Raw genomic sequence first — 21,010 nt, 5'->3', positions numbered from 1 at the left:
CCTACAGGCATTGTGCTTCACCTGTAGGAGCCGGCTTGCCGGCGAAAGGTTCTTATCGAATCAAAGCGAAATCGGCCTGCGCCCAGCAAATGCGTGGGCCAACGTCCCGCCATCCACCAGTTCCAGCTCGCCCCCCAGCGGCACGCCATGGGCGATACGCGTGGCCGCCAGGCCCTTCTCGGCCAGCAGCTGGGCGATGTAATGGGCGGTCGCCTCCCCTTCCACTGTCGGGTTGGTCGCCAGGATCACCTCACTGAAGGTGCCCTGCTCGTCGATCCGCGCCATCAACTGCGGAATGCCGATCGCATCCGGCCCCAGGCCATCGAGCGGCGACAAGTGGCCCTTGAGCACGAAGTATCGCCCGCGATAGCCGGTCTGCTCCACCGCGTACACGTCCATCGGCCCTTCCACCACGCACAGCTGCGTGTCGTCACGGCGCGGGTCGGCGCACTGTGGGCACAGCTCCTGTTCGGTCAGGGTGCGGCACTGGCGGCAATGGCCGACACCGTCCATGGCCTGGCTCAGGGCCTGGGCCAGGCGCGTGCCGCCGCTGCGGTCACGCTCCAGCAGTTGCAAAGCCATGCGCTGGGCGGTTTTCTGGCCGACGCCGGGCAGGATGCGCAAGGCGTCGATCAGTTGGCGGATCAAGGGGCTGAAACTCATGTGTGCGTGCCTGCCAGTTCAGGAAACAGAATGAACAAGGGAGCAACGACCGCCTGGCCGTTGCTCCCCCGGGATGACGCGAAGTGGATCAGAACGGCATCTTGAAGCCTGGCGGCAGCTGCATGCCGGCCGTCATGTTGCCCATCTTGTCCTGGCTGTTCTGCTCGATCTTGCGCACGGCGTCGTTGAGCGCGGCAGCGATCAGGTCCTCGAGCACTTCCTTGTCGTCGGCGTCGGTCGACATCAGGCTCTGGTCGATGCTGACGCGCTTGACGTCATGGCGACCGGTCATCACCACACTCACCAGGCCGCCGCCGGACTGGCCGGTGACTTCGGCGTTAGCCAGCTCTTCCTGCATCTTCTGCATTTTTTCCTGCATCTGCTGGGCCTGCTTCATCAGGCCGGCCATGCCACCTTTCATCATGGGGTATTCCTCGATTGGGTCATGTAATGCGGCGCAGGCTACAAACCCTAGCACCGGCCGCATGGTTCATTGGTCATTGGCCCTGGGTGGCCAAGGCGTCCACAGGTTCAATAGTATCCTGCCGTACCGTCGCGCCGAACTGGCGGATCATCTGCTGGATGAGCGGGTCCTGCTCGATCGACAGCACCGCGTCGCTCTGACGCTCGGCGCGTTTGCGCGCGGCGGCCTGGGCTGGCGTCTCCTGCTCCGGGCGGATCAGCTCGATCTTCAGGCGGATCTCACGCCCCAGTTGCTGGTTGAGGGCATCGTTCAGGCGGCGTTGCTGTGTGCTGTTGAACAATGCGCCCTGGCCTGGGTCCAGGTGCAGCAGCCAATCGTCGCCGTCAGCGGCGATCAGCGTACAGTTCGCGGCGATGTTGCCTGTCATACCGGAGACAGGCAACTGTGGGAATAATTCCAGCCATTGCAGGGCCAGGCCCGTGGCCGGCATGGCCGCAGGCAGCGGTTCAGGGGCTTTGGCCGGTTCGTCTTCCTGTACATGCTCGGCCAGCTCGTCCAGGTAGCTGAAGCCGGCCGGGTCGCTTTCGGCGACGTAATAGTCTTCGTCCGCCGGCGGCTCGTCGTCGCGCTCCATCCCCACTGGGTTGTAGCCGGACGGGTCGAACGGAGGCTCATCGTAGTCCGGTTGGCCGGCGGCAGGCGCAGCAACGCTCGCCTCGACCACTGCGGGCTCGGGATGCGGCGGCTCGAAGGCCGGCACAGGCGGCGCAGAGGGCTCTTCCCACGGCAGGTCGATCACTGGCTCGACCGGCTCAGGCTCGGCTGCCGGGGCCGGCTCAGGCTGCGCGGCAGGTGCTTGGGCAACAGGCTCGGCCACGACCGGTGCCGCTGCCGGGGCCGGCACGGCAACAGGTGCAGCGGGCGCTTTCACAGGCACTGCCGCTGCTGCCACCGGTTGGGCCGGATCAGCTGTGGCCTGGCTGATCCCCACCGGCTTTAGCACAGGTTTCGGTGCGTCATCGGTATCGGCCGGGCGGAACGCCAGCATGCGCAGCAGGACCATCTCGAAGCCGCCACGTGGGTCCGGCGCGAGGGGCAGGTCGCGACGACCGATCAGGCCCATCTGGTAGTAGAACTGCACGTCTTCGGCCGGCAGTGCCTGGGCCAGCGCCAACACGCGCTCGCGGTCGCCCTGGCCATTGTCGACCGCTTCGGGCAGCGCCTGGGCGATGGCCACCCGGTGCAGCACGTTGAGCATCTCTGACAGCACGCCGTTCCAGTCCGGGCCTTGCTCGGCCAGATCGCGCACGGCTTCGAGCAGCGCCCTGGCATCGCCTTCGAGCAGCGCTTGCAGCACACCATACACCTGGCCGTGATCGAGGGTGCCGAGCATCGCCCGCACATCGGCGGCCAGCACCTTGCCTTCGCCAAAGGCGATGGCCTGGTCGGTCAGGCTCATGGCGTCGCGCATCGAACCGTCGGCGGCGCGGCCCAGCAGCCACAGGGCATCGTCCTCGAAGGGAACGTTCTCGGCGCCCAGCACGTGGGTCAGGTGCTCGACCACCCGCTCCGGGCTCATGTTCTTCAGCGAGAACTGCAGGCAGCGCGACAGGATGGTCGCCGGCAGCTTTTGCGGGTCGGTGGTGGCGAGGATGAACTTGACGTAGGGCGGCGGCTCTTCCAGCGTCTTGAGCAAGGCGTTGAACGAGTGCGTCGAGAGCATGTGCACTTCGTCGATCAGGTAGACCTTGAAGCGCCCACGGCTGGGGGCGTACTGCACGTTGTCGAGCAGTTCGCGGGTATCTTCGACCTTGGTGCGGCTGGCGGCGTCGATCTCGATCAGGTCGACGAAGCGACCCTCGTCGATCTCCCGACACACCGAGCACGTCCCGCACGGGGTGGAGGTGATGCCGGTCTCGCAGTTCAGGCACTTGGCGATAATACGGGCGATGGTGGTCTTGCCCACCCCGCGGGTACCGGTGAACAGGTAGGCGTGGTGCAGGCGCTGGTTGTCCAGGGCGTTGATCAAAGCCTTGAGCACATGGGTCTGGCCGACCATTTCGCGGAACGAGCGCGGGCGCCATTTACGTGCAAGAACCTGATAACTCATCAAAAAACCATCGTGACCGGAGCGGGCGGAAAGAGCGCTAATGCTAGCGGAGCGAGGGGGAAATTGCACCCTGCCGATCTCGTCTAAGCTCTGTAGCGGGCCTACGACATGACTGATCAAGGAGGATGGGACATGCGCCGAGCCCTGGCCCTCCTGTTGTTATGCAGCACTTGCAGCCTGGCCGAGCAGCCGGTGCTGCGCTTTTCCATCGCCGAAAGCTGGAGCATGCCCTTGATGCGCACCGAGCAGGAACAGCCGGTGGAGGGCATCCTGTTCGAGCTGATGCAGGCCATCGCCCGTGAGGCTGGCGTGCGCCCGCAGTATCACGTGATGGCCCGGCTGCGGCTGCAAGAGGCGATCGAGCATGGCGATATCGATGTGCGTTGCTATGTCTCGACGCAGTGGCTGACCGACCGTCCCGGCGACTACCTGTGGAGCATCCCGCTCCTTGAACAGCGTGACCTGCTGGTCGGCCGGCCCGGCAACAGCGGCCCTGTCACACCCGACAACTTGCCGCGACAAGCCATCGGCACGGTGCTTGGCTACAGCTACCCTACCCTCGACCCCCTGTTCGCTCGCGGCCAGCTGTTGCGCGAGGACAGCCGCAACCAGCTACTGGCCTTGCAGAAACTGCAGGCTGGGCGTTATCGCCACGCGGTCAGCAACCAGCTGTCGCTGCAATGGTTCAACCGCCAGTTGCCAGTGCAGCAACGGTTGCAGGGGCTGGCGGTGCTGCAGGAGCAGGCATTGGGCTGCATGGTGCGCAATGACCCGTCACTGCCGACGCAGGCAGTGTTGCGGGCCTTGGTGCGGCTGAAGCAGGCCGGGGAGATCGAACGGATCGTGGGGCGGTATACCGAGAGTGCGGTAGCGCCCACCGAAGGCCCTGCCTTCACGCATACCTCGGAGTGACGAGGGCCGGCCTGCGGCCTGCGAGGAAGATGGTGATACCGATCAGGATCAAGCCGATTGCCGCGCCTTGCAGGCCATTCAGCGCCAACTTGTAGGACATGCTCAAAGACACAACTGCCGGACACCGCTCCATGCTGGTACTCCCGATTGGTTGAGAGTCGACAAGGTAAATGTGGGCCTGTCCCGTGACAACGGACGCCAAAAAGCTGGCTATTTAGCCTTCTGCCTTAAGCTCTTGGCATATTCGTTCGGAGAACGGTAGCCAAGGGCGGAGTGCAGCCGACAGCTGTTGTAAAAACNATGAACATAGCTGGCGATGGCTAGTTGAGCATGTCGTTTACTGGGATATGCACTGAATGCTTCTTCCCTTTTCAGCGTAGCGAAGAAGCTCTCAGCCACTGCGTTGTCCCAGCAGTTTCCCTTTCGGCTCATGCTTTGCGTGAAGTCTTTCCTGGCCAGTACCGATTGGAAGCGGCTGCTCGCATACTGACGCCCCTGATCCGAATGGAACACCACTCCTGTTGGCCCCGGGCATGCGTTCCAGGCATTCAGCAGGGCACTTTCCACCAGGCTGTCTGGCATTCGATCCGACAGGCTGGAAACCGCCTTTGGATCGGCCTCGAATTCGCTCTTCATGCATCAATCGACTCACCCGCTTGTGGCCCACTGCATACTCGCTCTGGCGCAAAGCAGCTACCAACCGTGGGCGACCGTACGTGTTTCGGCTAGCTGCGTAAGCTTTACGCAACTCGCGGCGAATCTCCGCGTCAGGATCCGGGCGTGGCTGGCGACGCAGAAAATCGTAGAAACCCGAAGCCGAGACAGCCATCACCCGGCACAACACGCGTACCGGGTACAGAGTCCGTTGGGTAGCGACGAAGGCGTATCTCACCTGGACTCTTTGGCAAAGAACACTGCCGCCTTTTTTAAGATTTCACGCTCCATCTTGAGCTCAGCGATTTCGGCTCGTAACCGCGCTAGTTCGCTGTCTTCCTTGGTGATGGTTTTACGCTCGGGAGAGCTCAGCGGCAGGCCTTTACGCGTAGCATCAACCCAGTTGTCGAGCGTTTTGACGGACATCTCAAGCTGACGTGCAGCTTCAGTTCTGCCAACGCTTTCGGCTAGAGCTACGGCTTGCGTTTTGAACTCATCGGTGTAGTTGCGGCGAGTACGTGGGTACATGGCGACCTCCAAGAGAACGATGTAAGTATCGCTTCTTGGCGTCCGTTGTCAGGGGACAGGCCCATGCCTACTTTTTCCAAGAAAAAGTAGGCCGCCGTAAGGGCGGAAAGATGAATGAGCGTCTCCATCGCCAATGAATATTCACTCAATACCAATACCCGCACCCTAACTGCTCGACCTCGACCCCCACGCCTTTTTTGCGCCTACGGTCCATCCCCGCTGAACAACAGCCCAACACCGCGGTCAAGCAAGATACGGATATCACTCACCGTTGTGCCACCAGCGAGGGCTGATCAATGAAAGAGTGGGAAGTCATCTTTGCCGACCAGAAGGGCGAACCGACGTCGCTGCTGTTGCGGGCCGAGCAATGCCCCAGCGAGGAAGACGCGGCACGGGCCATTCGTTCGCATCTGTTCCCGGTCATGGACGAACTGGACCTCAACGACTTCCAGGACCGCACCATTTCCCCCACGGCACGCTGGCTCAAGGAACAGAGTGGCGTGGTCATCACCAGCATCCACGAGGCGCCCTGAACGGCGCCGCTCTGGCGGTGTGCCCCTACAGGCACTACGCTGCTTGAAGGCGCGGGCTTCATCTGCGGGTCCGCGTCGTCTTCATTCGCGTCTTGCATCAGCTCGAAATGCCCGGCCCGACACAGGCCAGGCAGGTGCGTTGTGCACGGAAAGTCTATCCATTGCTTTGCAGGAGGACGTTTCATGAGCAGCCAGAACGACGATATCAGCAGCAGTGTCCTGCGCCAGATGAAAGCTGGCGGTTTCGATTTCACCCGCATCCATCCCATCGAGTTCTATGCCGTGTTCCCCGACGAAGCCGGGGCGCGCCGAGCGGCGGGGCAGTTCCGTGGCGAGTCGCTCAATGCCCAGGTCAGTGAGCGCGACGATGGCGCCTGGCACCTGGAACTGAGCAAGGTCATGTATGCCACCTACGGCGGCATCGATGCCTTCGAGGCGTCCTTCGAGCGCGTGGTCTCGCCCTACGGCGGTGAGGTCGAGGGCTGGGGCGTCAAGCAGGAACGGCCGATCGCCTAGGCAGGCGGTTGCTCTTGCGTCTCGGTCGATGCCCGCAGCTTGACACAATCTGTGTAGGAGCGGCCTTGTGTCGCGAACGGGCCGCGCAGCGGCCCCCGCGATCTTGAGGTTGCCCGGGACCCGGGGCCGCTGCGCGGCCCTCTCGCGACACAAGGCCGCTCCTACAGAAGTCAATCAGGGTTTACGCCCAGCCATATGCTTCAGATACGCCAACAGCGCATCCAGCTCCGCCTCGCTCAGCACCTCTCTGGAGAACCCCGGCATCCGCGCCTGTGGCCAGCGCCTCAGGCTCTGCGGATCGCGGATGTACTGGCGCAGGAACGCCGGTTGGAAGTACTCGGTGGGGTTGTGCGGCAGGTTCAGGTCGGGGCCGAACTGCGCGTCGCCCGCACCGTTGAGACGATGGCAGGCCAGGCAGTTCTGCTGGAACAGGGCGAAGCCCTGGCGCACCGGGTCCTGGGCGGGTAGCGCGGGGTCGGGCAGCAGCGCGGGGAAGCGCGCCTCGACCGTCGCCAGACGGCGAATCGTGGCGATCTGGAAGGGCCATTGCTCGGGGCGGATGCCACTGGCTTGTGGGGCGGTCCAGACCAGGTAGAACGGCCCGGCGCTCGGTTTGCCAGGCGCCAGCGGCGGCCAGGGCTGGGCGGGGTCCTCGACGGCCAGCCAGGCCTGTGCCGGGCCTTCTTGCAGCAGCGGCCCGGCCGGCATCTCGGCGGCGAAGCCATCCAGGGCCACGGCCTGCAAGTGGTCATCTGCGCCAATGCCTTCGAGCAACACCGCCAGCGGCACCGCGCGGTAATGCATGGCGCGCTTGTAGGCCACATCCTGATCGATGGTGATGTCACGGGCTTGAGGGTGGGCGAGCAGTTGTGCGCTCTGCCACTGCTGGCGCTTAGCGCCCAGCTCCAGGGTCAACTGTGCAGCTGACAACGGCAGCGTGAACAGCAGGCAGAGCAGGGTGAGGCACAGGCGCATGAGGCATCTCCAACCGTTGAGGTCGGCAGGTTACCTGCGCGTGGTCGGAAAAGGCCACAGCTGTCATCAGCCGAACAGTCGAGTGAGGTTCGGCAGGATCAGCAGCAGTGTGGTGGCGAACAATATGAGCCCGGCTTGGCGTACTTTCGATTGTCTGAACATGGCGGACCGCCTTCTTGTTGTTATTCCTGAATAACCCTTGGCTTCCCTGTCTGGCGTCGGGTCGATCGCAGTGGCACTTACACGTGCCGTTGCTGCTTGCCTCTTGTTTCTGGGTATACAACCAACAGTAGGGGGCACGTCAGCCATGTTTCAGAACCCTTTGTTCTATTGGTTTTTATATCGATTCTTTTGGGTTTTAAGGCCACTGGCCAGCTCGCTGGCACGCTGGGGCTAGACGAGTGCGCGCGGGGGGTTACCAAGGGTTACAGGGCCTACCGTTCGTCCGGACATCCTACTTGCTTGTAGGCATCTTTCGCGTCAGTCTTTACAGCAAATCCCACCCACATGTCGTTCAGGACTACCGCTATGTCGTTACGCATCTGCATCCTTGAAACCGACGTCTTGCGACCGGAGCTGGTTGCGCAATACCAAGGCTACGGAAGGATGTTCGAGCAGCTGTTTTCGCGCCAGCCGATTGCCGCCGAATTCGATGTCTACAACGTGATGAAAGGCGACTACCCTCCTGACGGCAAAACCTTCGACGCCTACCTGGTAACCGGCAGCAAGGCCGACTCGTTCGGTGACGACCCGTGGATCCAGACCCTCAAGGCGTACCTGCTCAAGCTGTACGAGCGCGGCGAGAAGCTGCTGGGGGTGTGCTTCGGCCATCAGCTGCTGGCCCTGACATTGGGTGGCAAGGCCGAACGTGCCGACAAGGGCTGGGGCGTGGGTATCCATCGCTACAGCCTGGCGGCCCATGCGCCGTGGATGGACCCGGAGGTGACCGAGCTGACCCTGTTGATCAGCCACCAGGACCAGGTTACCCAGCTGCCTGATGGCGCCACGGTGATCGCGTCCAGCGATTTCTGCCCGAATGCCGCCTACCACATCCGTGACCAGGTGCTGTGCTTCCAGGGGCACCCGGAATTCGTCCACGACTATTCCCGGGCACTGCTTGACGCACGCCAGGACTACCTGGGCGACGAGGTCTACCAGAAGGCCGTGGCCAGCCTGGCGACGGAGCACCAGGGGGATATGGTGGGCGAGTGGATGATGCGTTTCGTCCAGCGCCCGGCCAAGGCTGACGGCAACGCAGCTTGATCCAGCGAGGCCGCTTTGCGGCCTTTTCGCCGGCAAGCCGGCTCCCACAGGCTTGGGAATGCCGATCCTTTGTGGGAGCCGGCTTGCCGGCGAAAGGGGCGCAAAGCGCCCCCAGGAAACTCAAAGCCAGCCCGAACGCTTGAAGCTGTAGAACAACCCCGAGCACCCCAGCCCGATCACCCCAAGCACGCCGAAATAGCCGTAATGCCAGCCCAGCTCCGGCATGTTCTGGAAATTCATCCCGTAGATCCCGGCAATTGCCGTGGGGAATGCCAGGATCGCCGCCCAGGCGGCGAACTTGCGCTGGGTGATGCTCTGGCGTGACGACTCCAGCAGCATGCCGATCTCGATGGTCTGGCTGGCGATATCACGAATGCCGGCCAGGTCTTCCATCTGCCGCGTGACATGGATCTGCACGTCACGGAAATACGGTCGCATGTTCTTGTCGATGAACGGGAAGCTCAGGCGTTGCAGTTCCTCGCTGACCTCGACCATCGGCGCCACGTAGCGGCGCAGGCGCAGGATGTCGCGGCGCAGGCTGTGCAGGCGCTGGATGTCCTCTTCCATGAGCGAGCCGCTGAGCACGCTCTGTTCAAGCTCTTCGATCTCGCCGTGGATCGCCTCGCTGACCGGCTGGTAGTTCTCGGTCACGAAGTCGAGCAGGGCATACAGCACGAAGTCCTCGCCGTGCTCGAGCAGCAGCGGCCGCGCCTCGCAGCGCTGGCGCACCAGGGCGTAGGATTTCGAGTGGCCGTTGCGGCAGGTGATGATGTAGCCATTGCCGGCGAAGATATGCGTCTCGATGAACTCCAGCTTGCCCTCGTGGCGCACTGGCGAGTAGGTGACGATGAACAGCGCGTCGCCGAATGTTTCGAGTTTCGGCCGGCTGTGCTTTTCCAGGGCATCCTCGATGGCCAGCTCGTGCAGGCCGAACTGGCGCTGCAGGTTGGCCAGTTCCTCGGCGTTGGGCTCTTCCAGGCCGATCCAGACGAAGTGCCCGGGCTTGCGTGCCCATTCGGCGCCTTCGTCGATGCTGATGTTGGTGACTTTCCTGCCGGCGCTGTACACCGCAGACGCGACGACTCGACCCATGGTTGTCCGCTTGTTTGGTTGAACACGAAAGACAGCTTGGGCGCAGTGTTCGCGCAGGGCAACCCGCAGGGATGAAGATTTGCCTGCCTCAGCTGCCCGCCAGCTCGCTTTCCATATGGTCGATGCAATGCTGCATCTGCGCCCGGCACTGCTCGATCAGCGCCGGCAGGTCTTGCTGGGTCAGGCCGGCGGTGGCGATCGGTGCCAGCGAACGGATGATCACCCTGCGCTGGCGCCAGCTGTTAAGGTTCAGCCGCCGCGTATAGCGGCTGACGCACACGGGCACGATCGGCACACCGGCCTCGAGTGCCATGTGGAACGCCCCCTTCTTGAACGGCAACAGCTGTTCGCCCGGGTTGCGTGTGCCTTCCGGGAAAATCCAGATCGACGTGTCGTCCTGCAGGGTGCGGGTGGTCGCCTGCATGGCCCTGCGCGCCTGGTAGCTGTTCTGACGGTCGATCAGCACATTGCCGCCCAGCCAGAACAGTTGGCCGAACAGTGGGACCCAGCCCAGGCTCTTCTTGCCGATTGCCACGGTACGCCGCGGCACCACCTGGCCAATGATGAACAGGTCGTAGTTGGACTGGTGGTTGGCGATGATCACGCAGCCCGGGGGCTGGTCCCACAGCGGGCCGACCTCGGCCTGGACCTTGATGCGCATGAACCAGGCGGCGGGCACGCTGTAGAGGCGGGCGAACAGGCGGCTGTTGTCGGGGTTGAATGGGCGCAGCAGGCCGATCAACAGGCCCAGCACGCCGACGAGCAGGAAATGCAGCCCCAGCAGGAGCATGCGAAGCAGATAAAGCATGGTACGACTCACACAGGACGATCGCGGCGCAGTGTACGGACGTGCACTGTTTGCGGCAAACGCCATGGAGAGTTCTTGATGCGCTGTCTGTAGGAGCGGCCTCGCCGGGGCGCNGGACCGTTCGGAAAGGGCTGCATAGCAGCCCCAGGTTTTCAAGTTCGCCTCAAGACTGCCGGGGCCGCTCTGCGGCCCTTTCCGAACGGTCCAGCGCCCCGGCGAGGCCGCTCCTACAGGTGATCGAGGTGGGCAATCAGCCCAAGTGGTTCTGATCCGCCAGGATCGCCTCGTCCAGCACTTCCAGCAGGCCCTTGCGCACTTTGAGCTTGGTGTTCTTGTGCGCCAGCATGTTCAGCTTCTTCATCTCGCGGGCAACCGCGAATGCGGTTTCCATCAGTTGCTCGGCTGGCACCACCTTGTCGAGGAAGCCGGCATCGACCGCACCCTGCGGGTCGAACACTTCGGCATTGTTCACCGAGCGCTGGAAAGCCGCGCGGCTGAGGCGGTCACGGGCCAGCTCGATGCCGGCGTGGTGCATGGTCATGCCGATCTGCACTTCGTTCAGGCAGATCTTGTACGGGCCTTCCACGCCAATGCGGTAGTCGCCCGACAGCAGCAGGAAGGCGCCCTTGGCCACGGCGTTGCCGGGGTTGGCGACGATCACCGGGAAGGGGTGCGAGAGCAGGCGGCGGGCGAGGGTGGAACCTGCGGTGACCAGGCCGACGGCTTCTTTAGGGCCGGCGGTCATCACTTTCAGGTCGTAGCCGCCGGAGAGAATCCCCGGCTGGCCGGTGATGATCACCACCGCGCGCTCTTCCACCGCGCGATCCAGGGCAGCGTTGAAGGCTTTGATGACATCCGGCGAGATGGCGTTGACCTTGCCGTTGTTCAGGGTCAGGGTGGCGATGCCGTCTTCGGCGTGGTAGGTAATCAGCTCGCTCATGGCAGAGTCCTTTGGGTAACGTGGCGACGACGTTACCCAGCAGCGTCTGCCAGGTAAAGCGTCAAGACTGACTGGTCGGTCAGCGCCAGGCCGTTATCCCGTGCGCAGTCGGGGCGGTGTGTTGGGCGGCGGTAAAAGCGCAGGGCACAATGGCAGCATTGCCTTGATTGGCCACGGATTTTGCCTGGCAGGCTTAAGCGCATGAAAATTCTGAAAAAAATGCTTGCCAAAGGAAAGAGCTTCTACTAAATTAGCGCGCCTCGACAGGCTGAACAGCTTGAAGAGAAAACGGTGAAGTGTCCGAGTGGTCGAAGGAGCACGCCTGGAAAGTGTGTATACGAGAAATCGTATCAAGGGTTCAAATCCCTTCTTCACCGCCACATTCTGCGAAAAGCCCCCGAATCGAAAGGTTCGGGGGCTTTTTGTTTTGGCCTGTCATCAGGCCGGTGTGGGCGCCTACTGGTATTTCTGCCAGTTGGAAAGGCCGTTGCACAGCGTTAGCGTGACCTCCAGGTCAGGAAACATGGGCTGGAGGTATCCAGTGACTACCCTTGCATCGTTGTTTGCGGATTGCCATGAAGAACTCGAGCATGGTGACCCCGTACACGCTATCGCGCTGCTCTCGGAAGGGCTCACCGAGTACCGGCTGGAGATGGCCGAAGATCAGTGGCAAGGCCATGTGCTCCAGGCGTGCCGGGCGCATCCGCTGGATGCGCTGCTGCTCGAGGACCCCTACACTCGCCGCGCCCGGCAGCGACCTCGCGGATATGCAGGCGACGCGGTGATGATGGACTACGCCTACTTTCGCACCCCGCCAGAGGGTTGCAGCGAGATGGGCAGGCGGGTGTTCGGCGCCGTGGTCGCCTCGCCCAACTCGGCGAGCGTGCGTTGGCGGCGGGAACATATCGCCGGCTTGATCGACGCCGAGGCGCGGCTGCATGGCTCACTTTCGGTGTTGGCCGTTGCCTGTGGTCATTGCCGCGAGGGCTTGTTGCTGCGCGGCGACACGTTGCAGGCCATCGAGGAGTTCGTCGCCTTGGACCAGGATGCCCGGAGCCTCGAGGTGGTGCGCAGAACCTTGCTGGCACACGTCGTGCCGCTGAGGGCGGCGGCGCAATCACTGGCACGCAAGCCGGGTTTGTACGGGTTCGACTTCATCTATTCGGCGGGGCTCTACGATTACCTCGATGAGCCGGCCGCCGTCGAGCTGACCCGCCTGCTGGTGGAGCGAGCCGCACCGGGCGGCACCGTGCTGGTCGCCAATTTCACCCCGGATAACTGGGGGCGTGGCTACATGGAAGCGTGCATGGACTGGCGGTTGGTCCTGCGCAACCGTGAGGACATGCGGCGGCTGGTACCCACCCAGCGGGTCGCCCACAGCTGCCTGTACTTCGACCCCTATCGCAATGCCATCTACCTGAAGATCATCAGGGCCTGAACCCGGCTCAGAAACTCACCGATGCCGACAGGCGTGCCGTGCGCGGCGCACCCTGGAACAGGTAGTTGTCGCCCAGGTAGTCACCCACGTCGCGCCAGTAGCGCTTGTCGAAGACGTTGTCCACGGTCAGGCGCAGCACCGTGTCGTATCCACCGATGCGGGTGCGGTAGCGGCTGCCGATATCGAACACGGTATAGCCGCCAACCTCGACATTGCCGGCTTGGCTGGCGTACTTGCTGGCGCTGTAGCGGGCACCACCCAGCAAGGCCAGGCCAGGCACCGGCAGGGCGTAGTCGGCTTGCAGCGCGGCGCGCAGGCGGGGCACGTTGATCGCCTGGTGGCCTTCGTAGGCGTCGGTGTCGCTGTTCTGCACCCGGGCGCGGATCGCCGCGGCGCTGGCCTGGAGCTGCAGGTTCGAGGTCACATGGCCGCTGGCGCCCAGTTCCAGCCCGGTATTCTTCTGCTGGCCCTGCTGCACGTAGGTGAAGGTGCCATCGCCTTCGGGGCGGGCGTACTGGTAGGCCTGGCGGATCTGGAACAACGCGGCGCTGAAGCTCATGCCCTGCCAGTCGCGCTTGATGCCCAGCTCCAGCTGGCGCGACAGGGTCGGGGCGAGGATCTCGGCGGCGTTGCTGGCGAACCAGGGCGCCGTGCCACCGGCGGACAGGCCCTTCGAATAGCTGGCGTAGAGCGTGGTGTCCGCTTGCGGCTTGTAGATCAGTGCGGCATTGGGCAGCAGCTGGTACTGCTGGGTATGGCGGCCGGCGACACCGGTTTCGCTCCAGGTCTTTTCGTCCAGGCGCACTTCACGGGCACCGATGACGGCCTGCCAGTGTTCGTCGAAGGTGATGCGGTCGCTGATGAACAGGCCGTACTGGCGGCTGTCCAGGCGGCGTTCGCTGGCGCCGATGGGTTTGTCGGACGGTGCCAGTGCGGGGGCGCCGGTGTAAATATTGCCGGTGCCCAGCCATTGGTTGTAGTACGGCCGCTGATCCAGCGTACGGCGCTGGGCGCTGGCGCCGACGGTCAGTTCATGGCCGACTCCGAATGCATCGAAACGCCCATCGAGCATGGCCTGGGCCTCATCGATACGGCGGGTATCGTCGGGGCTGCGGAAATCGTAGATGTCGTAGTCGCCGTTGCTGCCGAAGAATGCGCCCTCGCTCGAGCCCCAGGCAAACGCACTGTAGTCGTCGATCACCACCTTGCTGCGCGACGCACTGAGGGTGCCATTCCAATCGTCGTTGAAGCGGTACTTGAAGCGCCCGCCAAGGTTCAGCGAATCGTTCTGCACAGGCTTGGCCCAATCCTGCCAGGCCAGGTGATCCTTCGGGTCGACGTGGTGGGGCAGCTGGGTGCCGCCGAGCAACTGATAACCCGGCACCGAATACTGTTCGCGGTGTTGGTACTCGGCGTCCAGTTCCAGCACCGCGTCGGGGCTGATCTGCCAGTCGACGGCCAGCGAGGCGAAATCGCGCTTGCCGTCGGCGTGGTCGACGTAGCTGCGGATGTCCTCATGGGCCAGGTTGACCCGCAGGCCGAACTGGCGCTCGGCGCCGAACCAGCCGCCCAGGTCGGTGGCCAGGTAGCGCTCGCCCTGTTCGTTGGTGGACGCCGTGACCGTGCGCACATCTTCGGCACGCTTGGTCACGTAGTTGACCAGCCCGCCGGGCTCCGACACGCCGCTTTGCAGCCCGGACAGCCCCTTGAGCAGTTCCACCTGCTGCTTGTTCTCCAGCGCCACGTTCTGCTCGCCGGCGATGGTCTGGCCGTTGATGCGGTAGCTGCTGGCGGCATTGAGCTCGAAGCCGCGTACGTTGAAGTTCTCGTAGTAGCCGACCGGCGCGTAGCTGTCGCCCACCGAGGCATCGCTTTGCAGCACTTCGCCCAGCTTGCGCACCTGGCGGTCGTCGAGCAGTTCGCGGTTGAACACGCTGACCGCGGCCGGGGTGTCCAACAGCGGGGCATTGTGCAGGCCGCCGACTTGCGCCTCGCGGGCCTGGTAACCCTCGTTGCCATAGGATTCGGTGACGCGCACCGGCGCCAGGGTCACGCTGTCGTCGGCCAGGCCGTGGGCACTGTGCAGAGCCAGGCCGAGGCCGAGCAGGCCAAGGGGCAGGCGAGGGCGAAGCGGGGTCATGCGGGGCTCCTTGATGGAAGCGACGCGGCCGTTATGGTTCGGCGGCTGTCGTGCAGGCAAAAGGGCGCCATGGTAGCAGGCAGCTGGCAAACAGCATGCTTGTTTGTGGAGGGGCGCTACGCGCCCCATCGCCGGCAAGCCGGCTCCCACAGGTAAGCGCCAATCTTGAGAATGGCGCGGGCGGGGTGGGAGCCGGCTTGCCGGCGATGGGGCGGTAATGTGTTAACGGATGGGGCGCGGGTAAATTCAGGCGGCGGCGGGGCGTTGATGGCGGCGCCAGCTGTCGTCGATCTTCGACCAGGTCTTGCCATCGGTGATGGCCATCAACTTGCGGCCATCCTTGAAGGTGGCGAGGAAGGTGACCTCCTCTTCCTTGCCACCCAGCAGCAGGCCGGCAAGCAAGCCCACAGGGCCTGCCACCAGTGCGCCGGCCACCCCCCATCCCAGGGCGCCGCCCAGGCTGCGGGTGGATTCGAGGTTGGCCAGTTTCAAGTCCTGGATGCGCGTCAACGAGATGCGCTCGCCGGGCGAGGGGCTACGCGGGGTCTTGAGTGTGAGCGCTCCGTTGCGATACTCGCCTTCACCTTGCAAGAAATCGCCGGATTGCACCGTGAGTCTTGTCATCGTGTCGTCCTGTCAGTGAAAGGTCTGCGACCAGCGCCTACTGAGCGCCGAGGGCGTCTGCAAGTCAACGGCCAGGCGACGGAGGGTCGTGCGGCCGGTTGTCGCGTAGTAAAGCGCCTAAACGAAATAACGGTTCGAATGAACATCGGCAGGTCGCGTTTTCGTAATTAAACTTCGAGGCGATGACCAAAAACTTCTCGGTCATTAATAGGGCTCATGGTTTTATTGGCATATTGCGGGGCATTGCAGTTTGCGCAAATCGGTGCGGATCAGGTGCCATTTTCACAAACGAAAAAATGGCGTCAGAAAACGCTGGACAGGAAGTTTCAGTTTGTGTCAGTTTTTTTCCCGCCTCATAAGGGCGAGTGACAGGATGAACTCGCCAAGTGGGAGACTCCTGTCTGACATCAACCTGCTTTTTTGTACACAAGGAAGTAACCTGCATGTCGAAAGTCAAAGAAAACGCAATTCTCTCGGCCACTTCCGCGTTGCAACCGCACGGTCCGAGTACCTCTGCCGGCCTGATCAACAGCTTCGCCCATCAGTACGATCGTGGCGGCGCCAACGTCAACGGCAAACCGTCCTACACCGTCGACCAAGCCGCCGATTTCATCCTGCGTGATGGTGCGGCCTGGAAAGACCTGAACAAGGACGGCACCATCAGCCTCACCTACACCTTCCTCAACCGCGCACCGTCGGACTTCTACAGCCGCGAACTGGGCAGCTTCAGCCAGTTCAGCAGCCTGCAGAAAGAACAGGCCAAGCTCGCCATGCAATCTTGGGCGGACGTGGCCAAGGTGACCTTCACCGAGGCGGCGTCGGGTGGCGATGGCCACATGACCTTCGGCAACTACAGCGCCAACGACGGCGGAGCGGCCTTCGCCTACCTGCCGTTCGACCAGCCGGGCTCGCACAAGGGTGAATCCTGGTACCTGATCAACAGCGGCTACCAGGTCAACACCAACCCGGGCACCGGCAACTACGGGCGCCAGACTCTCACCCACGAGATCGGCCACGTGCTCGGCCTGTCGCACCCCGGCGACTACAACGCCGGCAACGGCAACCCGACCTACCGTGACGCCACCTACGCCCAGGACACCCGCGGCTACAGCGTCATGAGCTACTGGAGCGAAAGCAACACCGGGCAGAACTTCGTCAAGGGCGGCGGGCAGTACTACGCCTCGGCCCCGCTGATGGACGACATCGCCGCCATCCAGAAGCTCTACGGCGCCAACTATGCGACCCGTTCCGGCGATACCACCTACGGCTTCAACTCCACCGCCGATCGCGACTACTTCTCGGCCACCTCGGCCTCGTCGAAAGTCGTGTTCGCGGTGTGGGACGGTGGCGGCAACGATACCCTCGACTTCTCAGGGTTCACCCAGAACCAGAAGATCAACCTCAACGAGACATCGTTCTCCGATGTGGGCGGTATGGTCGGTAACGTGTCGATCGCCAAGGGCGTCACGGTCGAGAACGCCTTCGGCGGCTCAGGCAACGACCTGTTGATCGGCAACGCGGTAGCCAACGTGCTCAAGGGTGGTGCCGGCAACGACATCATCTACGGCGGCGGTGGCGCCGATACCCTGTGGGGCGGCAGCGGCGCGGACACCTTCGTGTTCGGTGCCGTCAGTGACTCCAGCAAGGCCGCGCCGGACCGGATCATGGACTTCACCTCGGGTCAGGACAAGATCGACCTGTCGGCCATTGCCGCGTTCGCCGTGAACAAGCTGCCGCTGACCTTCGTCAACGCCTTCACCGGGCATGCCGGCGAGGCGGTGCTGAGCTACGACCAGGCCACCAACCTGGGCAGCCTGGCCATCGACTTCACTGGGAACAGCCTCGGCGACTTCCTGGTGAGCACCGTTGGCCAGGCCGCTGTCACCGACATCGTGGTCTGATGCAACAGGGGGCGGCGCTTGCGCGTCGCCCCTTGCCGTTGATGAGGCAGGTACATGAAAACAACCGTGCGTAGGGTCGCGCAGGCCGCGATCACGCTGATGTCGATGACCGAGGTAGCCATGGCCAGCAGCCTGTTACTCCCCAACGCCGCGCAACTGGCCGGCCGTTGGCAGCTGTACCCCGAACACCAGCAGGCCCAGGCCTGCGACCTGCGCCTGCAAGCCAGCGAAGGCAAGCTTGAAGGCGACCTGGCATGCGCCGAAGGTTTGCTGGGCTTGCGCCCCGGCAGCTGGCTGGTGACCCCCGACACCCTGGCCCTGGTAGGCGGTGACGGTAGCAGCGTGGTGCACTTCAGCCGCGAAGGTGCCCAGCGCTATGCCTGGACCACCCCCGACGGCAAGCAACTGGTGCTCGAGCGCCTGGACCAATAACCCCGGCTGGAACTTAGAAAGTTCCAGGCCGACAGGGCGAATTATGAAACTACCGAGCAACAAGCCCGGGGCGCCCTTGTGGGCGGCGCTCGGCCAATACAAGTCGACATTGATCAGCGTGGGTTGTTTTACCGCGTTGATCAACCTGCTCATGCTGGTGCCATCGATTTATATGCTGCAAGTGTACGACCGTGTACTGAGTTCGCAGAACACGACAACTTTGTGGATGCTGACGCTGATGGTCGTCGGTTTCTTCGTTTATATCGGTGCGCTGGAAGCGGTGCGCAGTTTCATTGTTATTCGCGTGGGCAATCAGTTGGAGAAAGGTTTCAACTTGAATGTCTACCGCGCCGCCTTCGAGCGTAACTTGCGCCAGCGCGACGGTGCCGCCGGGCAGGCCCTGGGCGACCTTACGCAACTGCGCCAGTTCGTCACTGGCCCGGCGCTATTCGCCTTCTTCGATGCGCCGTGGTTCCCGCTGTACCTGGCGGTGATTTTCGTCTTCAACGTGTGGCTGGGCGTCATGGCCTGCGTCGGTGCGCTGCTGCTGATCGCCCTGGCCGTGCTCAACGAGCGCCTGACCCACAACACCTTGGCCGAGGCCAGCGACTACCAGCAGCAGTCCACGCTGTTGGCCGGCAGCCAATTGCAGAGCGCCGAGAGCATCCAGGCCATGGGTATGCTCGGTGCCCTGCGCCAGCGCTGGTTCACCTTGCATGGGCGTTTTCTCGACCTGCAGAACAAGGCCAGCGACACCTCGGCGGTGATCACCGCCACCAGCAAGGGCCTGCGCCTGTGCCTGCAATCGCTGGTGCTGGGGCTGGGCGCGTTGCTGGTGATCGAGGGGCAGATGACCCCGGGCATGATGATCGCCGGCTCCATCCTCATGGGCCGGGTACTCAGCCCGATCGACCAGTTGATCGCCGTGTGGAAGCAGTGGAGCGGGGCCCAGCTGGCCTACCAGCGCCTGGACAGCCTGCTGCGCGAGCACCCCGAACCACCGGCACCGATGCCGCTGCCGGCGCCCAGCGGGCAACTGGCGGTGGAGCAGATCAGCGCCGGCCCGCCCGGGCGCAACCTCGCCACCTTGCAACAAGTGAGCTTCGCCTTGGCACCCGGCGAGCTGCTGGGCGTGCTTGGCGCTTCGGGCTCGGGCAAGTCGACCCTGGCCAAGGTGCTGGTGGGCGTGTGGCCGACCCTGGCCGGCCATGTGCGCCTGGATGGCGCCGAACTCAAGCAGTGGGACCGCGAGGCCCTTGGCCCGCATATCGGTTACCTGCCGCAGAACATCGAACTGCTGCGTGGCAGCATCGCCGAGAACATTGCCCGCTTCGGCGAGCTGGATGGCCACAAGGTGGTCGAAGCAGCCCGCCTGGCGGGGGTGCACGAGTTGATCCTGCGCCTGCCCCAGGGCTACGACACGCGCCTGGGCGAGGCGGGCGCCGACCTGTCCGGTGGGCAGAAGCAGCGCATCGCCCTGGCCCGGGCCCTGTACGGCAACCCGTGCCTGATCGTGCTCGACGAACCCAACTCCAACCTCGACAGCCCCGGCGAAGCAGCACTGGCCAGTGCGCTGCAGCAGCTCAAGGCCCAGGGCCGCACGGTGGTGCTGGTGACCCACCGCAGCGCGGCGCTGGCCCAGGCCGACAAGCTGCTGGTGATGAACGAGGGCCGTATGCAGGGCTTCGGCCCGGCCCGCGACATTCTTCACGCCCTGGGCCAAGGCCCGGCGCAACGCCCGTTGCAAGCAGGAGGTGGCGCATGAGCCGGCATGAGCGAGGAGCACGTTTCCATGTACGCCTGGGTTGGCTGCTGACCCTGGCCGGCTTTGGCGGTTTCATGGCCTGGGCCAGCCTGGCGCCGCTCGACCAGGGCGTGCCGGTGCAGGGCACGGTGGTGGTGTCGGGCAAGCGCAAGGCCGTGCAGTCGATGGCCCCAGGCATGGTCAGCCGGATCCTGGTCAGCGAAGGCCAGCAGGTCCGCCAGGGCGAGCCGTTGTTCCGCCTCGACCGTACCCAGGTGCAGGCCGACGTCGATGCCTTGCAGGCCCAGTACCGCATGACCCGCGCCAGCCTGGCGCGCTGGCAGAGCGAGCGCGACAACCTTGGCCAGTTGCAGTTTCCTGCCGAGCTCAGTGCCGATGCCGACCCGCGGCTGGGATTGATCCTGGAGGGCCAGCGCCAGCTGTTCGACAGCCGTCGCCAGGCCCTGGCCCGCGAGCAGGGCGCGTTGGCCGCGAGCATCGATGGCTCGCAGGCGCAACTGGTCGGCATGCGCCGGGCGCGCACCGACCTGCAGGCCCAGGTCGACTCGCTGCGCGAGCAGCTGGACAACCTGCGCCCGTTGGCCGGCGATGGCTATATCCCGCGCAACCGGGTGCTGGAGTACCAGCGCCAGCTGTCGCAGGTGCAGCGCGACCTGGCGCAGAACGCCGGGGAAAGCGCGCGCCTGGAGCAGGTGATCGTCGAGGCCCGGCTCAACCTGCAGCAGCGCCGCGAGGAGTACCAGAAGGAGGTGCGCACTCAGTTGGCCGAGGCCCAGGTCAAGGCCGCGACCCTCGAACAGCAGCTCAACTCGGCACGTTTCGAGTTGCAGCACAGCGAGATCCTCGCCCCGGCCGATGGCATCGCCGTCAACCTCGGGGTGCACACCGAAGGTGCCGTGGTGCGTGCCGGCGACACCCTGCTGGAGATCGTCCCGCAGGGTACGGCGCTGGAGGTGGAAGGGCGCCTGCCGGTCAACTTGGTGGATAAGGTCGCACTGCAACTGCCGGTGGATATCCTGTTCACTGCCTTCAACCAGAACCGCACGCCCCGGGTCACGGGGGAGGTGGCGCTGGTGTCGGCCGACCAGTTGATTGACGAGCGTACCGGCCAGCCCTACTACGTGCTGCGCAGCACGGTCAGCGACGAGGCGTTGGCGCGTCTGGAGGGCTTGACGATCCGCCCGGGCATGCCGGCGGAGCTGTTCGTGCGCACCGGCGAGCGCTCGCTGCTCAACTACCTGTTCAAACCCCTGCTCGACCGCGCAGGCACCGCTTTGACCGAACAATAAGGA

General features: G+C 63.8%; 20 protein-coding genes, 1 tRNA gene and 1 pseudogene. 10 read left to right on the top strand and 12 right to left on the bottom strand.

The features are described 5' to 3' along the window. Positions 1–60 precede the first annotated feature (60 nt). The 3 genes from recR to dnaX all read right to left on the bottom strand — a co-directional run bounded on the left by recR (position 61) and on the right by dnaX (position 3,197). Positions 61–663: a recombination mediator RecR gene (recR, locus tag IX761_RS01810; RefSeq protein ID WP_194787832.1), complete on the bottom strand. Its 603-nt coding sequence runs from the start codon at positions 661–663 to the stop codon at positions 61–63. An 88-nt stretch (positions 664–751) separates the two neighbouring features. After that, entirely contained in the window at positions 752–1,087 is a 336-nt protein-coding gene (locus IX761_RS01805) for a YbaB/EbfC family nucleoid-associated protein (protein ID WP_194787831.1), read from the bottom strand. Positions 1,088–1,160: 73 nt separating this feature from the next. Beyond that, on the bottom strand, positions 1,161–3,197 hold the full coding sequence (gene dnaX / locus IX761_RS01800; RefSeq protein WP_194787830.1) for a DNA polymerase III subunit gamma/tau: 2,037 nt from the start codon (positions 3,195–3,197) through the stop codon (positions 1,161–1,163). A 132-nt stretch (positions 3,198–3,329) separates the two neighbouring features. On the opposite strand from dnaX, the gene IX761_RS01795 reads away from it, so the two are divergent. Continuing rightward, a complete protein-coding gene (locus IX761_RS01795) occupies positions 3,330–4,109 on the top strand; it encodes a substrate-binding periplasmic protein (protein WP_194787829.1) in 780 nt (259 codons plus the stop codon). Positions 4,110–4,319: 210 nt separating this feature from the next. Here IX761_RS01795 and IX761_RS27050 read toward each other — a convergent pair whose 3' ends face one another. From IX761_RS27050 to IX761_RS01785, 3 genes and pseudogenes are all read right to left on the bottom strand, one after another. Continuing rightward, positions 4,320–4,745 carry an integrase core domain-containing protein gene (locus tag IX761_RS27050; protein WP_228533145.1) on the bottom strand — a complete coding sequence of 142 codons (426 nt, stop codon included), beginning with the start codon at positions 4,743–4,745 and terminating at the stop codon, positions 4,320–4,322. A 31-nt stretch (positions 4,746–4,776) separates the two neighbouring features. Beyond that, positions 4,777–4,938: pseudogene (locus IX761_RS27475) on the bottom strand (hypothetical protein); the annotation flags it as partial. Between the two features lie 59 nt (positions 4,939–4,997). Beyond that, positions 4,998–5,291, bottom strand: coding sequence for a transposase (locus IX761_RS01785; protein ID WP_194787827.1), 294 nt, complete (start codon positions 5,289–5,291; stop codon positions 4,998–5,000). Positions 5,292–5,587: 296 nt separating this feature from the next. Here IX761_RS01785 and IX761_RS01780 point away from each other — a divergent pair, with 296 nt between their 5' ends. Together IX761_RS01780 and IX761_RS01775 are read left to right on the top strand one after the other, a co-directional pair. Next, entirely contained in the window at positions 5,588–5,824 is a 237-nt protein-coding gene (locus IX761_RS01780; RefSeq protein WP_194787826.1) for a hypothetical protein, read from the top strand. A gap of 183 nt (positions 5,825–6,007) precedes the next feature. Then, entirely contained in the window at positions 6,008–6,340 is a 333-nt protein-coding gene (locus IX761_RS01775) for a ribonuclease E inhibitor RraB (RefSeq protein WP_194787825.1), read from the top strand. Between the two features lie 174 nt (positions 6,341–6,514). Here the strand turns inward: IX761_RS01775 and IX761_RS01770 are convergent, their stop codons facing one another. Then, complete coding sequence (locus IX761_RS01770) at positions 6,515–7,315, bottom strand: cytochrome c (protein WP_194787824.1); 801 nt, start codon at positions 7,313–7,315, stop codon at positions 6,515–6,517. Between the two features lie 528 nt (positions 7,316–7,843). Here IX761_RS01770 and IX761_RS01765 point away from each other — a divergent pair. Beyond that, positions 7,844–8,578 (top strand): amidotransferase, encoded by a 735-nt coding sequence (locus tag IX761_RS01765; RefSeq protein WP_194787823.1) that lies wholly within the window; start codon positions 7,844–7,846, stop codon positions 8,576–8,578. A 120-nt stretch (positions 8,579–8,698) separates the two neighbouring features. On the opposite strand, the gene IX761_RS01760 is transcribed toward IX761_RS01765, so the two are convergent. From IX761_RS01760 to IX761_RS01750, 3 genes are all read right to left on the bottom strand, one after another. Continuing rightward, a complete protein-coding gene (locus IX761_RS01760) occupies positions 8,699–9,670 on the bottom strand; it encodes a magnesium and cobalt transport protein CorA (RefSeq protein ID WP_194787822.1) in 972 nt (323 codons plus the stop codon). 88 nt (positions 9,671–9,758) lie between these two features. Continuing rightward, positions 9,759–10,478 carry a lysophospholipid acyltransferase family protein gene (locus IX761_RS01755; protein WP_194787821.1) on the bottom strand — a complete coding sequence of 240 codons (720 nt, stop codon included), beginning with the start codon at positions 10,476–10,478 and terminating at the stop codon, positions 9,759–9,761. A 250-nt stretch (positions 10,479–10,728) separates the two neighbouring features. After that, a complete protein-coding gene (locus IX761_RS01750; protein ID WP_194787820.1) occupies positions 10,729–11,418 on the bottom strand; it encodes a crotonase/enoyl-CoA hydratase family protein in 690 nt (229 codons plus the stop codon). 290 nt (positions 11,419–11,708) lie between these two features. On the opposite strand from IX761_RS01750, the gene IX761_RS01745 reads away from it, so the two are divergent. After that, a tRNA-Ser gene (locus IX761_RS01745) sits at positions 11,709–11,798 on the top strand. A 161-nt stretch (positions 11,799–11,959) separates the two neighbouring features. Continuing rightward, positions 11,960–12,856, top strand: coding sequence for a class I SAM-dependent methyltransferase (locus tag IX761_RS01740; RefSeq protein WP_194787819.1), 897 nt, complete (start codon positions 11,960–11,962; stop codon positions 12,854–12,856). 7 nt (positions 12,857–12,863) lie between these two features. On the opposite strand, the gene IX761_RS01735 is transcribed toward IX761_RS01740, so the two are convergent. After that, on the bottom strand, positions 12,864–14,996 hold the full coding sequence (locus tag IX761_RS01735; RefSeq protein WP_194787818.1) for a TonB-dependent siderophore receptor: 2,133 nt from the start codon (positions 14,994–14,996) through the stop codon (positions 12,864–12,866). 246 nt (positions 14,997–15,242) lie between these two features. Further along, positions 15,243–15,620 (bottom strand): hypothetical protein, encoded by a 378-nt coding sequence (locus tag IX761_RS01730; RefSeq protein ID WP_194787817.1) that lies wholly within the window; start codon positions 15,618–15,620, stop codon positions 15,243–15,245. Between the two features lie 443 nt (positions 15,621–16,063). Between IX761_RS01730 and IX761_RS01725 the strand changes: the two genes are divergently transcribed. From IX761_RS01725 to IX761_RS01710, 4 genes are read left to right on the top strand one after another with little or no spacing between them, the layout of a single operon-like run. Next, the gene (locus IX761_RS01725) at positions 16,064–17,521 is read left to right on the top strand and encodes a serralysin family metalloprotease (RefSeq protein WP_194787816.1); all 1,458 of its coding nucleotides are present in this window, start codon (positions 16,064–16,066) and stop codon (positions 17,519–17,521) included. Between the two features lie 54 nt (positions 17,522–17,575). Then, on the top strand, positions 17,576–17,953 hold the full coding sequence (locus IX761_RS01720) for an AprI/Inh family metalloprotease inhibitor (protein WP_194787815.1): 378 nt from the start codon (positions 17,576–17,578) through the stop codon (positions 17,951–17,953). 43 nt (positions 17,954–17,996) lie between these two features. Further along, entirely contained in the window at positions 17,997–19,718 is a 1,722-nt protein-coding gene (locus IX761_RS01715) for a type I secretion system permease/ATPase (RefSeq protein ID WP_194787814.1), read from the top strand. Then, positions 19,715–21,007 carry an HlyD family type I secretion periplasmic adaptor subunit gene (locus IX761_RS01710; RefSeq protein WP_194787813.1) on the top strand — a complete coding sequence of 431 codons (1,293 nt, stop codon included), beginning with the start codon at positions 19,715–19,717 and terminating at the stop codon, positions 21,005–21,007. Before IX761_RS01715 ends, IX761_RS01710 begins: the two co-directional genes overlap by 4 nt. Positions 21,008–21,010 lie beyond the last annotated feature (3 nt).

The sequence above is a fragment of the Pseudomonas sp. UFMG81 genome (assembly GCF_015354575.1).
Taxonomy (GTDB): Bacteria; Pseudomonadota; Gammaproteobacteria; order Pseudomonadales; family Pseudomonadaceae; genus Aquipseudomonas.
This window is presented reverse-complemented; position numbering and strand designations above follow the sequence as displayed.